Origin of the sequence: Kitasatospora sp. NPDC096128, from assembly GCF_040303105.1 — a bacterium.
Taxonomy (GTDB): domain Bacteria; phylum Actinomycetota; class Actinomycetes; order Streptomycetales; family Streptomycetaceae; genus Kitasatospora.
The window spans coordinates 333665-347950 of the sequence record NZ_JBEOSP010000002.1 but is presented as its reverse complement, the minus strand read 5'-3'; the positions used below and the strand labels follow the sequence as shown (position 1 = coordinate 347950).

The following is a 14286-nucleotide window of genomic DNA, read 5'->3' as shown; positions in this document are numbered from 1 at the left end:
TCACATCCGGAAGACGCCGTAGCCACGCGCGCCCTCGACCGGCGCGTTGTGGATCGCGGACAGACACAGGCCCAGCACCGTACGGGTGTCGCGCGGGTCGATCACACCGTCGTCGTACAGCCGGCCGGACAGGAAGACCGGCAGCGACTCCGCCTCGATCTGCTGCTCGACCATCGCCCGGATCGCCGCGTCCGCGTCCTCGTCGTACGGCTGCCCCTTCGCCGCGGCCGACTGGCGGGCCACGATCGAGAGCACACCGGCGAGCTGCTGCGGGCCCATCACCGCGGACTTGGCGCTCGGCCAGGAGAACAGGAAGCGCGGCTCGTAGGCCCGGCCGCACATGCCGTAGTGGCCTGCCCCGTAGGAGGCGCCCAGCAGCACCGACAGGTGCGGGACCTTGGAGTTCGAGACGGCGTTGATCATCATCGCGCCGTGCTTGATGATGCCGCCCTGCTCGTAGTCCCGGCCGACCATGTAGCCGGTGGTGTTGTGCAGGAACAGCAGCGGGGTGTTCCGCTGGTTCGCCAATTGGATGAACTGGGCGGCCTTCTGGGACTCCGCGCTGAACAGCACCCCCTGGGCGTTGGCCAGGATGCCGACCGGGTAGCCGTGCAGCCGGGCCCAGCCGGTGGCCAGGCTGCTGCCGTACCGCGGCTTGAACTCGTCGAAGTCGGAGCCGTCGACGATCCGGGCGATCACCTCGCGCGGGTCGAAGGGCACCTTGAGGTCGCCGGGGACGATGCCCAGCAGCTCCTCCTCGTCGTACTTCGGCGGCTCGGCGGAGCGGTCCGGGTCCGGGCCCGGCTTGCGGTGCTCCAGCCGGGCGACGATCCGGCGGGCGATCCGCAGCGCGTCCGCCTCGTCCACCGCGAAGTGGTCGGCCAGGCCGGAGCTGCGGGCGTGCATCTCGGCGCCGCCCAGCGACTCGTCGTCGGCCTCCTCCCCGGTGGCCATCTTCACCAGCGGCGGGCCGCCGAGGAACACCTTGGCGCGCTCCTTGACCAGCACGGTGTGGTCGGACATCCCCGGCACGTAGGCGCCGCCGGCCGTCGAATTGCCGAACACCACGGCCACGGTGGGGATCCCGGCCGCCGAGAGCCGGGTGAGGTCGCGGAACAGGGCACCGCCCGGGATGAAGATCTCCTTCTGGCTGGGCAGGTCCGCCCCGCCGGACTCCACCAGGTTCACCACCGGGAGCCGGTTGTGCAGCGCGATCTCGTTCGCCCGAAGCGCCTTGCGCAGCGTCCACGGATTGCTGGCGCCGCCGCGCACCGTCGGGTCGTTGGCGGTGATCACGCACTCGACGCCCTCGATCACCCCGATGCCGGTCACCAGCGCGGCGCCCACCGGGTGGTCGCTGCCCCAGGCGGCCAGCGGGGACAGCTCCAGGAACGGCGAGTCCTGGTCCACCAGCAGCTCGATCCGCTCCCGGGCCAGCAGCTTGCCCCGCCTGCGGTGGCGCTCCACGTACTTGGGGCCGCCGCCGGCCAGCGCCTTGGCGTGCTCGGCGTCCAGCTCGGCCAGCTTGGCGATCATCGCGGCACGGTGCTCCGCGTACTCGGGCCCGGCCGGGTCGACACGGGTGGGCAGGGCGGTCACAGCAGAACCTCCGGAATGTCGAGGTGGCGCGAGCGCAGCCACTCGCCCAGGGCCTTCGCCTGCGGGTCGAAGCGGTGCTGGGCGGCAACCCCCTCGCCGAGCAGGCCGGTGAGGCTGAAGTTGACCGCCCTGAGGTTCGGCAGCAGGTGCCGGGTGACGGGCAACCCGGCGGTCTCGGGCAGCAGTTCGCGCAGCCGGTCGACGGTGAGGGTGTGCGCCAGCCAGCGCCAGCCGTCCTCGGTGCGGGCCCAGACGCCCAGGTTGGCGTCGCCGCCCTTGTCGCCGCTGCGGGCGCCGAGCACCAGGCCGAGCGGGGCGCGGCGGGTCGGGCCCGGGGGCAGCGGCTCGGGCAACTCGCCTTCGACGGCTGCCACGTGGCCGGTGACGGGGGCGGGCGGGACGGCGATCCGGCGGCCGTCCGGCAGCACCGCGGTGTGCTCGACCAGCTTCGCGTCCAGGTACGCGGCGGTGAACACCCCGTACGGCGCGCCCGGGCCGGGTGGGGCGGTGAGGTGGAAGCCCGGGTACCCGGCGAGGCCCAACTCCACTGCGGCCTTGCCGAGTTCGCGGCCGACCTTGGCCGGGTCCCGGTCCCGGGCGGTCAGCCGGAGCAGGGCCGAGGCGGCTTCCTCGGTGTCGGCGTCCGGGTGGTCGGTGCGGGCGAGCGTCCAGCACAGCTCGGCCGGCCGGACCTCGGGCGGCAGGGCGGCGGCGAACTGCCGCCGCACCAGGGCGGCCTTGGCCTCGATGTCCAGGCCGGTCAGCACGAAGGCCACCTCGTTGCGGTGGCCGCCGAGCCGGTTCAGGCCGACTTTGAGGGTCGGCGGCGGGGCCTCACCGCGCACGCCGTCGATCCGCACCCGGTCCGGGCCCTCCTCGGTGAGCCGTACGGAGTCCAGCCGGGCGGTCACATCGGGGCCGAGGTAGTGCGGTCCGCCGGTCTCGTACAGGAGTTGGGCGGTGACGGTACCGGTGGTGACGGCCCCGCCGGTCCCGGGGTGCTTGGTGATCACGCTGGAGCCGTCGGCGTGCAGCTCGGCCAGCGGGAAGCCCGGGCGGTCCACGTCGTGCTCGGTGAAGAACGCGTAGTTGCCGCCGGTCGCCTGCGCGCCGCACTCCAGGACGTGCCCGGCCACCACCGCACCGGCGAGGGCGTCCAGGTCGGCGGCGGTCCAGCCGAAGTGGGCGATCGCGGGCCCGGCCACCAGCGCGGCGTCCGTCACCCGCCCGGTGACCACGACGTCCGCCCCCTCGGCCAGGCAGGCGGCGATGCCGAACCCGCCGAGGTAGGCGTTGGCGGCCAACAGGTGCCCGGGCAGGCCGAGTTCCTCCCGGCGCGGCAGCAGGTCGTCGCCCTCGACCTGCCCGACGGTGGCCGGGACGCCCAGACGCTGAGCCAACTCCCGTAGTTGTTCGGCGAGTCGGGCCGGGTTGAGCCCGCCCGCGTTCACCACGATCCGGACGCCCCGGTCGTGCGCCAGCCCGAGGCACTCCTCCATCTGCCGCAGGAACGTCCGGGCGTACCCGAGCGACGGGTCCCGCAGCCGGTCCCGGGCCAGGATCAGCATGGTCAACTCGGCGAGGTAGTCCCCGGTGAGCACGTCCAGCGGCCCACCCGTGAGCATCTCCCGCACCGCCGCGAAGCGGTCCCCGTAGAACCCCGAGGCATTGCCGATCCGCAGTACCGAGCGTGCGCGCGCCAATGCGCCTCCCCTGCCGGTGGGTTGACGACACCCCGCACGAGCGCCGCCGGGCAGCAGCGTGGCACCGGGTGGAGAAAAAAGCAATCATGCCTGCTTGTTTTTCCGCCACCGCGCCGGAGTCTCCGGACCGGCTCCGGTTTCGGCCGCCGGGGGCTCTGTTCGGGCCAGTCGCGCGCAATCGTGGCCCCTGGACCGCCCGCCGGGACGATTCTGTTGGTGCTGCACAGATGCGCTGCCGTGAACCCGCCGGCCGCCCGCCCGAACTCCTGCCACCGCACTGTAGGGAGTCCTGATCGTGCCGTCCTTGCTGAACTACGCCATCCTCACCGATCCGAACCCGCTCCTCGCGTCGCAGCCCGGCGCACCATCCGTGGGAACGCTGTACGTGATCGTCTCCAACACCCACCAGTCCGAGGTGCGGTGGGACTTCATCGACGTGGAGGTACCGGTCGGCAGCGGCCCCGACGACCTGACGGGCGACCCCACGGCGATCAGCGCGAACCTGGAGAAGGACTACACGGTCAACCGGGAACCGGAGCCGACCTTCGACTGGGACAAGACGCTCGGCCGCTTCCGGGCGCACGACCCCTCCGGCGGGAGGCTGACCCTGCCCGCCGAGGAGTCGCTGATCCTGAAGCTGGAGAACATACCGGTCTCCGACCTGGCGGGGCTGGTCAGACTGAAGATCCACGAGCGCTCCGGCGGCGGCGACGACAACCTCCCCGTCCGGCGGGCCAGATTCACCACCACCCTCGGGCTGGTGAAGCAGGCCCCGAAGGTCCCGCGCAACTTCCGCCCGGAGAAGGACTCCCTGGTCGATGCGGACGCGGGCGGGAACGTCGTACTGGCCTGGGAAGGGCCGGACAACCTCGACTACTGGATCCGCGACCCGCAGGGGAACGAGGTGCTCGTCCAGTCGGCATCCCAGGGGCCGCGGGTGACCCAGCGGCCGTACACCTGGTCGCCCCCCGTCGCGCCGAGGCGGGGCACCACCTACACGCTGATCGCCGGGACGACCGTCGCCGCGCAGCAGCACCAGGGATACTTCCTCACCACCACCGTCCACGCGCTCGTCCCCGGGTTCGACCACGGGACGCGCACTCCCTGGGTCGAGCAGGCGCCGGGCCGGGGCCGGGTCGCCTTCTCCGCGACCGGGGTGGAGATCCACAACGGGACCGGCGCCCCGGGCACCGTCCTGGCCGGTACGGTCGACGCGGACCGCGTGAACGCCGGGTCGGTGCACGGCAGCGGCGCCGGTGACGGGTGGATCGACTTCCCGCAGGGCGGAGTGCACGTGCACAAGGAGGGCAGGCAGGACCGGGGGACCGTCTGGGCCGACAAGGCCGACGTGAACGGTGTGAAGACCGCGTGGGTGCAGGGGCCCGGCGACACCGACGGGTGGATCGAGTTCCCGCCGAACGGGCTGAACGTCTTCCACGGCCAGGGTAGGGCCTGGGGAACCGTCTGGGCCGACCGGGCCGACCTCAACGGCGTGACCGCCCACTGGGCGGAGGGGCCGGACGGGAAGAAGAGCCGGATCGCCTTCACCGAGACCGGCGTGAAGATCACCGACCCCGAGAAGAAGCGGGGCACGATCGTCGCCGGCGAGACCAACGTCCGCAGCGTGGTCACCCCCTGGGTGTCGGGGCCCCAGGCCGGAGCGGGCTGGATCTCCTTCCCGAACGAGGGGGTGGACGTGCACCGGGACGGAGAGGTCTCCTTCGGAAGGATCCGCTACGCCTCGTACAAGGAGTCGCAGACGGTGAACGACCGCCCCGTGCACCGCAGGCTGCCCCCTTACGAGTGGCCGCCGAAGTCCGGGAACTAGGTGTACTGACCCGTGAGGTTGGGGACGCGGCGGGCGGCTATCCGGTGGGTTCGCGGTCGGTTCGCGGATAGCCTCGGCGGCATGAGCTGGCTTCCTGATGACTTCGTCCACCCCGTCCATGTGCCGCTGCTGGACGGGGCGTACCACCTGCGGCCGATCCGGGAGGCGGACGCACCGATGGACTATCCGGCCGTGATGGGGTCGCGGGAGCGGCTGTTCGGGATCTTCGGGCCGGCCTGGGGGTGGCCGGCCGAGACGATGACGGCCGAGGCGAACCGGGTGGACCTGGCGCGGCACGAGCGGGAGATCGCCGCCCACCAGTCGTTCAACTACGCGCTGTTGGACTCCGCGGAGACGGCGGTGCGCGGGTGCGTGTACATCGATCCGCCGGAGCGGGTCGGGGCGGACGGGGAGATCGCCTGGTGGGTGGTGGACGAGTTGGCCGGCGGGGAGGTGGAGCGGGCGCTGGACGCGCTGGTGCCGCAGTGGATCGCCGCCGACTGGCCGTTCGAGCGGCCGCGCTTTCTCGGGCGCGACCTCGCCTGGGAGGAGTGGCTGGCGCTGCCGGGTGAGCGCGGTGTCTGATCGGGCGGCGTTCGATCGCGCGGCGCCCGACCGCGCGCTGACCTTCGGGACGGTGACCGAGGCCTATGAGCGGTACCGGCCGGGGTATCCCGTCGAACTCTTCGACCTGGTCGCGGAGTACGCGGGCCGGCCGGTGCGGACCGCCCTGGAGATCGGGGCCGGGACGGGCAAGGCCACCCGGCTGTTCGCCGGGCGCGGCGTCGCCGTCACCGCGACCGAGCCCGACCCCGCCATGCTCGCCGAGCTGCGCCGGCACGCCCCGACGGGCGTCCGGACGGTACGGGCGGCCTTCGAGGAGCTGCCGCCCGACGGGCCGTACGACCTGGTGTACGCGGCGGCGGCGCTGCACTGGACGCGACCGGCCGGCCGATGGGAGAGGGTGGCCGAACTGCTGCGCCCGGGCGGGGTGTTCGCCTGCTTCGGCGGGCCCGTCCAGCCGGCCGACCCCGAAGTGGCGGAGGCCGTACGGGCGGCGCGGGCACCGTTCCTGGCGAGCGATGACGTGCCGTCCCCGGACGGCACGCCGCCGGAGCGGGAGTTGCAGTGGCCGGGCACCGAGCTGCAGCGTTCCGAGTACTTCGACGAGGTACAACAGGCGCTGGTGTCAAGGCGGTTGACGCTTGCTCCGGAGGATTACCTCGGCCATCTGTCGACCGTTTCGGCCTATCTGATGCTGCCGCAGGACGCCCGGGAGGAGGCGTTCCGCCGGATCCTGGCGGTGCTGCCGGAGCGCGTCGCACTGGACGCGGACATCACCGTCCACCTCGCGCGGCGCCGCTGATTCGTGGCTTCCGCCAGTACGACGGCCTCCGACGCTGCGGAAGACTTCCCGTCAGGTCGTCGAACCACGGGAGGAACGCGATGAGCATGCAGCAGTACGACGGGATCGGCGAGGCGTTCGAGGGCTTCAAGGCACTGCCGCTGACGCGGTACGGGGAGGTGCCGAGCCTCCTCGGCCTGGTCGGGGACGTGCGCGGCAAGAGCGTCCTCGACCTGGCCTGCGGGACGGGCTTCTACAGCCGCGAGCTCCGACGGCGCGGCGCGGCGGAGGTGCTCGGCGTCGACATCTCCACCGAGATGATCGCCGCCGCGGAGTCCTTCGAGCAGCGCGAGCCGCTGGGGGTGCGCTACGAGGTCGGCGACGTGGCCGAACTCCGGCCGCTGGAGCGGAAGTTCGACGTCGCACTGGCGGTGCAGTGTCTCAACTACGCGGAGGACCGCGCCTCGCTGGACCGGATGTGCCGCAACATCCACCGCAGCCTGGTGCCGGGCGGGTGGTTCTACGTCTTCGCCCAGAAGCCGGATTACGCCTTCGACTGCGCGTCCCTGGAGCAGTACGGGTTCCGCTGCGAGCCGACCGGTGATCACGTCGAGACCGGCCCGCGGGTGCGGGTCACCGCGCTGCTCGACCCCCGGCCGATCAGCATCCTCGGCACCGTCCCGCGCCGCGAGGTCTACGAGGAGTCGCTGCGCGGGGCCGGGTTCACCGAGCTGGAGTGGGTGCCGCTGGGGATCTCCGAGGAGGGCCTGCGCGAGTACGGCGAGGACTTCTGGGCGGACCTGCTCGCCCACCCGCCGCTGGAGCTGCTGCGCTGCCGCGCCTGAGCAGCGAGCGCTGAGCACCGCGCGCTGCGCGTGACCGTCGGCCCCGGGGAACGGCGACCACTCCCGCCGCTCCCCGGGGCCGATCAGTTTTCGAGAAGCGCCCGCCCGGGGGCCGCGCCTAGCGTTGCAGTCATGAACGACATCAGCATTCACTGGACCTTCCTCCCCCACACCGACCCCGAGGCCTCGCTCGCCTTCTACCGGGACCTGCTCGGCTTCGAGGTCCGCCAGGACGTCGGCGGCGGCCCGATGCGGTGGATCACCGTCGGGCCCGCCGGCCAGCCCGGCGTGTCCCTGGTGCTGGAGCCGCCGTTCGCGGACCCGGGCATCACCGAGGACGAGCGGCGTACCATCACCGAGATGATGGCCAAGGGGACGTACGCCCGGGTGGTGCTCGCCACCGCCGACCTGGACGGGGTGTTCGACCGGCTGAAGTCCGGCGGCGCCGAGCTCGTCCAGGAGCCCACCCTCCAGCCGTACGGCGTCCGCGACTGCGCCTTCCGCGACCCGGCGGGCAACATGGTCCGCTTCAACGAAGTGCGCTGATCCCCCGGGCCCGCCCCGGCCACGCCGGCCGGGGCGGGCCCGCCCGACGCCGGGAACGGCCCGGCACCGGACCCCCAGACCTACCGCCGGGAGCGAAGAGAACGATGGCCGAGCCGCACGTCGCCGACAGCCACGACCTGATCCGCGTGCACGGGGCACGCGAGAACAACCTCAAGGACGTCAGCGTCGACATCCCCAAGCGCCGGCTGACGGTGTTCACCGGGGTGTCCGGCTCCGGCAAGAGCTCGCTGGTGTTCGACACCATCGCCGCCGAGTCGCAGCGGCTGATCAACGAGACCTACAGCGCCTTCGTCCAGGGCTTCATGCCGACCCTGGCCCGCCCCGAGGTGGACGTCCTGGAGGGCCTGACCACGGCGATCCTGGTCGACCAGCAGCGGATGGGCGCCGACCCGCGCTCCACCGTGGGCACCGCGACCGACGCCAACGCGATGCTGCGGATCCTGTTCAGCCGGCTGGGTACCCCGCACATCGGCTCCCCCAAGGCCTTCTCCTTCAACGTCCCCTCGATCAGCGGCGCCGGCGCGGTGACCGTGGAGCGCGGCGGCAAGACGGTCAAGGAGCGGCGCAGCTTCAGCATCACCGGCGGCATGTGCCCGCGCTGCGAGGGCCGGGGCAGTGTCTCCGACATCGACCTCACCCAGCTGTACGACGACACCAAGTCGCTCGCCGAGGGCGCGATCCTGATCCCCGGCTGGAAGCCGGACAGCTGGTGGACGGTCGGGGTCTACGCCAACTCGGGCTTCCTAGACGCGGACAAGCCGATCCGCAGGTACACCAAGAAGGAGCTCCAGGACTTCCTGTACCGGGAGCCGACCAAGGTCAAGGTCAACGGGGTCAACCTGACCTACGAGGGCTTGATCCCCAAGATCCAGAAGTCCATGCTGTCCAAGGACAAGGAGGCGATGCAGCCGCACATCCGGGCCTTCGTGGAGCGCGCCGTCACCTTCGCCGCCTGCCCGGAGTGCGAGGGCACCCGGCTGAGCGCGGCCGCCCGCTCCTCGAAGATCGGGGGCGTCAGCATCGCCGACGCCTGCGCGATGCAGATCAGCGACCTCGCGGACTGGGTCCGGGCGCTGGACGAGCCCGCGGTGGCGCCGCTGCTCTCCGCACTGCGGCAGGCGCTGGACGCCTTCGTGGAGATCGGCCTCGGCTACCTCTCGCTGGACCGCCCCTCCGGCACCCTGTCCGGCGGCGAGGCGCAGCGGGTGAAGATGATCCGCCACCTGGGCTCCTCGCTGACCGACACCACGTACGTCTTCGACGAGCCCACCACCGGGCTGCACCCGCACGACATCAGCCGGATGAACGACCTGCTGCTGCGGCTGCGGGACAAGGGCAACACGGTGCTGGTGGTGGAGCACAAGCCGCAGACCATCGCGATCGCCGACCACGTGGTGGACCTCGGCCCCGGGGCGGGTGCGGCGGGCGGCTCGGTGTGCTTCGAGGGCAGCGTGGCCGGGCTGCGCAGGAGCGGCACCGTCACCGGCCGGCACCTGGCGGACCGGACGGCGCTGCGGGAGGGGGTGCGCAAGCCCACCGGGACGCTGGCGATCCGCGGCGCGAACGCCCACAACCTGCGGGACGTGGACGTGGACGTCCCGCTCGGGGTGCTCACCGTGGTGACGGGGGTCGCGGGCTCCGGGAAGAGTTCGCTGATCCACGGCTCGATCCCGTCGACGGAGGGCGTGGTCTCGGTCGACCAGGGCGCGATCAAGGGCTCCCGGCGCAGCAACCCGGCGACCTACACCGGGCTGCTGGAGCCGATCCGCAAGGCCTTCGCCAAGGCGAACGGCGTGAAGCCGGCCCTGTTCAGCGCCAACTCGGAAGGCGCCTGCCCGACCTGCAACGGCGCGGGCGTGGTCTACACCGATCTGGCGATGATGGCCGGGGTGGCCACCACCTGCGAGGACTGCGAGGGCAGGCGCTACCAGGCCGCGGTGCTGGAGTACCGGTTGGGCGGCCGGGACATCAGCGAGGTGCTGGCGATGCCGGTGACCGAGGCGGAGGAGTTCTTCGGCGGCGGGGAGGCGAAGCTGCCGGCCGCGCACCGGATCCTGGAGCGGCTGGCCGACGTCGGCCTGGGCTACCTCAGCCTCGGCCAGCCGTTGACCACGCTGTCCGGCGGCGAGCGGCAGCGGTTGAAGCTGGCCACCCACATGGCGGACAAGGGCGGGGTCTACGTCCTGGACGAGCCGACCACCGGGCTTCACCTGGCGGACGTCGAGCAGCTGCTCGGCCTGCTGGACCGGCTGGTGGACTCCGGCAAGTCGGTGATCGTGATCGAGCACCACCTGGCGGTCATGGCGCACGCCGACTGGATCATCGACCTCGGCCCGGGCGCCGGCCACGACGGCGGGCGGGTGGTCTTCGAGGGCACCCCGGCCGAGCTGGTCGCGGCCCGCTCGACGCTGACCGGCGAGCACCTCGCCGAGTACGTGGGGTGAAGCCCTATCCGAGCGGGAGGACCATCTCCAGGATCCGGGCCTGCTCGTCCAGCACGTACGGGGTCTCGCCGCCGGTGTAGGTGAAGCCGCGCCGCCGGTAGAAGGCGGCGGCGCGGTCGTTCGCCTCGTGGACGCCGAGCAGCATCCACTCGGCGCCGTCCTCCCGGGCCCGGGCGATCACCGCGTCCAGCAGGGCGTCGGCGACGCCGCGCTCGCGGCCGCGGTGCGCCGGGTCGACCCAGACGCCGATCAGGTCGACGGTGGCGACCTTGCGGCTGGGGGTCGCGATCATGGTGGCGATCCACCGGTCGGTCTCGTCCACGGCGACCAGGCCGAACCGGCCGGGCTCGTTCAGCCAGTCCGTCCGGGCCCGCCAGTTGCCCTCACCCTGGAGCAGCGCGTACGCGTGGGTCTCGCCGAACGCCAGCGGGGTGTCGAGGAGCTGGGCCAGCCGGATGGTGCGCAGCCGCTCCCAGTCGTCGCGACCGATCCGCTCGATCCGGTACTCCATGCCCGCCCCCGTCACGCGATCCGCCTCCGTCGTCGGCGGCCGCCGACGACGGAGGCAGGATAACCGCAGCTCAGGTCAGGGCTTGAGGCGGACCACCCGCGGGTCGTGGTCGCCGGCCTGCTGGGCGAACCCGGCGTTGATGTGCGCGCGCAGAAGATCCGTCAGGCTTCCCCGATCCGCTCCACGATCAGCTCGCACAACTCGTGGGTGCGCAGCGCGTCATGGGCGTCCAGGGTCTTCCCGGCCCGGACGGCGTCCAGGAAGCCCAGCACGCACTGCTCGATCCCGCGCTGGCGGGCCACCGGCACCCAGTCGCCGCGCCGCCGGACGGTCGGCTGACCGCGGTGGTCGATCACCTCGGCGAGGTTGCGCACCTCGCGCTTGGAGTCGCCGCCGGAGACCTCCAGCACCTCCTCGGTGGAGCCGGAGAGCCGGTTCATGATGCCGAGGGCGGTGAACCCCTCCCCGCCGAGCGTCAGCACCACGTGCTCGACCAGGCCCTCCCGGTCCTTGCGGGCCCGGACGGCCACGTGCTCGATCTCGCCGGGCACCAGGAACCGCAGGGTGTCCACCACGTGCACGAAGTCGTCGAAGACCAGCGTCCGGGCGGCCTCGGCGAGGCCCTCGCGGTTCTTCTGCAGCACGATCAGGTCGCGCGGGCGCTCCAGGGCCTGGACGTACCCGGGCGCGTGGCGCCGGTTGAAGCCGACCATCAGCGAACGGCCGGTCCGGTCGGCGAGGTCGACCAGCCGGCGGGCGCCGTCCACGGTGTAGTCGAGCGGCTTGTCCACGTACACGTCCACCCCGGCGCCGAGCAGCCGCTCGACGATCGGCACGTGCTGGTCGGTGGCCGCGTGCACGAAGGCGGCCCGGATGCCGCTGTCGATCAGCGCGCCGAGGTCGGTGAACCGCCGCCCGGCGTCGATCCGGTGAGTCTCCCCCAGCCGGTCCAGCTTGGCCCGGTCCCGGGTCATCAGCCGCAGGTCCAGTCCGGGCAGCGCGGTGAGCACCGGCAGGTAGGCCTTCTGCGCGATGTCGCCGAGGCCGATCACCCCGACCGGCAGCGGGCCGGCGGGGACGACGGTCGAGGTCATGGGGACTCCAGGGGTGCGGCCGGTCATGTTTCCCGCCACCCTACGCGCTCCGCCCCGGACGGTTCGGGCACGATCCCGTGCCGGCGCCCAACGGCCTTCCGGCGCACGGATGGTAGGGGAAACCCGACCACCGGTTCTCGACCTGGCTGTCATGACGTCACCGACCGGCGGCGGCTGCAATGGTGGGGTGCTCACTCACCAGGCCCACCGGGCCCCGGGAGCCGGCGGGCACAGGTGGTACTGGTGCGCCGGATGGCTCGCATCCGCCGCCTGGGCCGCCTCGTTCCCCCTCGTCTCCTCCCTCGGCCCGCACCGGACCTGGGGGACGGTCGCCGCGGTCGGCTACCTCGCCGCGGCGGTCACCGTCCTGCTGCCGTCCCGGCGGGACCCGCGGACCGGGTCGATCGCCCTCGCGCTCGCCGGTGCGGTCGTCCTGCCGCTGCTGCTCCTGGTGCACTCCGGGGCGGCGCAGAGCGAGGTCGGGGTGATCGAGCGGTCCGGCTCGCTGCTGGTCCACCAGGTCTCGCCCTACCTCGACGACCCGCACACGGTGGGCGAGGTGACGCCGTACCTGCCGGCGATGGCGCTGCTGGGCGTGCCGCGCGCGCTGCTCGGCGCCGACGGCCTGCCGGCCCGGCTGGCCGGGGAGCCTCGGGTCTGGTGCGCGGCCGTGCTCCTCGGCGGCCTGTGGCTCGCCCACCGGCTGCTGCGCGCCGCCGGGCCGGACACCGGGCCGGAGGCCGGGGCGGACGACGGGCGGCGCTGGGGCGCGGTACCGTCCGGGCAGGCCCTGGCGGCCCTGGTCGCCTCGCCCGTGGTGGCGCTGCCGCTCGCGGTCAGCGGCGTCGACCTCCCGCTGACCGGACTGCTCTGCCTGGCCCTCGCACTGGCCGCGGTGGGCCGCCCGACCGCCACCGGGCTGGTGCTGGCCGCCGCCTGCGCCATGAAGTGGACGGCCTGGCCCGCGGTGGCCGTCGCCGTCGCGCTGCTCGCCGGCACGGCCGGCCGGCGGGCCGCGGCCCGCTGCCTCGGCGCGGCGCTGCTGGGCACCGCCGTGCTGGTGCTGCCTGCCGCGGTACTCGCCCCGGGGCCGATGGTCGACCAGGTGCTGGCCTTCCCGCTCGGCCGCGGCGGGCTGCGCACCGAGGCCGCCAGTCCGCTGCCGGGCAAACTGCTCGCCGACCTCGGCACGGCCGGCTGGTGCGCGGCGGTCGCCCTGCTGCTGCTCGGCGGCCTGGCCGTCGCCGTCTCGCTGGTGCGCCGGCCGCCGCGCGACCTCGTCGCCGCCGCCGACCGGCTGGCCCTCGGCCTGGGCGCGGCCTTCCTGCTGGCGCCGGCCGGCCGCTTCGGCTACCTCGCGCTGCCGGCCGTGCTGGCGTTCTGGGCCCGCGTCATGGCCGCGCCGCGCCCGGCGGGTCCGGCCCCCGGCCCGGCCCCGATTCCGATGCCGCCGCTCCGTGAGGACGCGGCCGGACCCACCACCACCCGTTCCTCCCAGGAAGGAGGTGTCCGATGAGCCTCCAGCCGCTGGACGCCACGGCCCCGCTCGACCCCACCGACCGGCCGCACCCCACCGCCGGGGCCGGCACCCGCCCCACGGGCATCCGTGCCACGGCCGTCGCCGGCGCGCTGCGCCGGGCCGGCGGCCGGCTGTCCTTCGTCGAGGCCGAGGTCGCCGGGCTGCGCGAGGTCGTCGCCCCCGGCGCCACCTGCCTCGACATCGGCGCCGAGTACGGCCTCTACACCTGGGTGCTGTCCGCCCTGGTCGGCCCGGCCGGCCGGGTGCACAGCGTGGAGCCGCTGCCCGGCCCGTCCCGCTGGCTGCGCACCGCCTCCCGGCTGCTCGGCACCCGCAACGTCGCCGTGCACCGGCTCGCCCTCGGCGCCGAGGCGGGGCGCGGCACGCTCAGCCTGCCCAAGCGGCGCGGGCTCCCGGTGCACGGCCGCACGTACCTCACCGAGGGTGCCGACGGCCCCGGGCCGAACGCCGAGTTCAGCACCTCGGTCCGGGTGCCCACCCGGGTCGCCACCCTCGACCGGGTCGCCGACGAACTGCGCCTCACCGAGATCTCGTTCATCAAGGCCGACGTCGAGGGCGCCGAACTGGCCCTGCTCCGCGGCGGATCCGCCACCCTGCGCCGCCACCGGCCGGCGCTGCTGCTGGAGATCGAGGACCGGCACCTGGCCAAGTACGGCTCCCGGGCCACGGACGTTCTGGAGCACCTGGAGCGGTACGGCTACCGGCCGCACCTCTGGTGGCGCGGCCGCTGGATCCCCGTCCCGCAGGTCGGCGACGACTGCCGGAACTACCTCTTCACCGTCTGACCACCCCTCCCGCCACCCCTCCCGG

At 73.4% G+C, this 14286-nt stretch carries 12 protein-coding genes; 8 read left to right on the top strand and 4 right to left on the bottom strand.

All coding sequences use genetic code 11. The features are described 5' to 3' along the window. Positions 1-1599 (bottom strand): acyl-CoA carboxylase subunit beta, encoded by a 1599-nt coding sequence (locus ABTY61_RS03960; protein ID WP_350503321.1) that lies wholly within the window; start codon positions 1597-1599, stop codon positions 1-3. Continuing rightward, positions 1596-3302 carry an acyclic terpene utilization AtuA family protein gene (locus ABTY61_RS03955; protein ID WP_350503320.1) on the bottom strand — a complete coding sequence of 569 codons (1707 nt, stop codon included), beginning with the start codon at positions 3300-3302 and terminating at the stop codon, positions 1596-1598. The genes ABTY61_RS03960 and ABTY61_RS03955 overlap by 4 nt, the downstream gene beginning before the upstream one ends. Positions 3303-3597: 295 nt before the next feature. Here ABTY61_RS03955 and ABTY61_RS03950 point away from each other — a divergent pair, with 295 nt between their 5' ends. From ABTY61_RS03950 to ABTY61_RS03925, 6 genes are all read left to right on the top strand, one after another. Then, positions 3598-5130, top strand: a complete 1533-nt coding sequence (locus tag ABTY61_RS03950) for a hypothetical protein (RefSeq protein WP_350503319.1) — start codon at positions 3598-3600, stop codon at positions 5128-5130. An 81-nt stretch (positions 5131-5211) separates the two neighbouring features. Beyond that, on the top strand, positions 5212-5715 hold the full coding sequence (locus ABTY61_RS03945; protein WP_350503318.1) for an N-acetyltransferase: 504 nt from the start codon (positions 5212-5214) through the stop codon (positions 5713-5715). Positions 5716-5767: 52 nt separating this feature from the next. Next, the gene (locus tag ABTY61_RS03940) at positions 5768-6496 is read left to right on the top strand and encodes a class I SAM-dependent methyltransferase (RefSeq protein WP_350503317.1); all 729 of its coding nucleotides are present in this window, start codon (positions 5768-5770) and stop codon (positions 6494-6496) included. Positions 6497-6576: 80 nt separating this feature from the next. After that, positions 6577-7320: a class I SAM-dependent methyltransferase gene (locus ABTY61_RS03935; RefSeq protein ID WP_350503316.1), complete on the top strand. Its 744-nt coding sequence runs from the start codon at positions 6577-6579 to the stop codon at positions 7318-7320. Positions 7321-7452: 132 nt separating this feature from the next. Continuing rightward, positions 7453-7866 carry a VOC family protein gene (locus ABTY61_RS03930; RefSeq protein WP_350503315.1) on the top strand — a complete coding sequence of 138 codons (414 nt, stop codon included), beginning with the start codon at positions 7453-7455 and terminating at the stop codon, positions 7864-7866. A 104-nt stretch (positions 7867-7970) separates the two neighbouring features. Next, positions 7971-10331, top strand: coding sequence for an ATP-binding cassette domain-containing protein (locus ABTY61_RS03925; protein WP_350503314.1), 2361 nt, complete (start codon positions 7971-7973; stop codon positions 10329-10331). A 4-nt stretch (positions 10332-10335) separates the two neighbouring features. On the opposite strand, the gene ABTY61_RS03920 is transcribed toward ABTY61_RS03925, so the two are convergent. Together ABTY61_RS03920 and ABTY61_RS03915 are read right to left on the bottom strand one after the other, a co-directional pair. After that, a complete protein-coding gene (locus tag ABTY61_RS03920) occupies positions 10336-10842 on the bottom strand; it encodes a GNAT family N-acetyltransferase (protein WP_350503313.1) in 507 nt (168 codons plus the stop codon). Positions 10843-11003: 161 nt separating this feature from the next. Beyond that, positions 11004-11906, bottom strand: coding sequence for a Gfo/Idh/MocA family protein (locus ABTY61_RS03915; protein WP_350503411.1), 903 nt, complete (start codon positions 11904-11906; stop codon positions 11004-11006). A 217-nt stretch (positions 11907-12123) separates the two neighbouring features. Between ABTY61_RS03915 and ABTY61_RS03910 the strand changes: the two genes are divergently transcribed. Both ABTY61_RS03910 and ABTY61_RS03905 read left to right on the top strand, forming a co-directional pair. Beyond that, the gene (locus ABTY61_RS03910) at positions 12124-13452 is read left to right on the top strand and encodes a hypothetical protein (RefSeq protein WP_350503312.1); all 1329 of its coding nucleotides are present in this window, start codon (positions 12124-12126) and stop codon (positions 13450-13452) included. Next, positions 13449-14261, top strand: a complete 813-nt coding sequence (locus ABTY61_RS03905; RefSeq protein WP_350503311.1) for an FkbM family methyltransferase — start codon at positions 13449-13451, stop codon at positions 14259-14261. The genes ABTY61_RS03910 and ABTY61_RS03905 overlap by 4 nt, the downstream gene beginning before the upstream one ends. Positions 14262-14286: the final 25 nt, after the last annotated feature.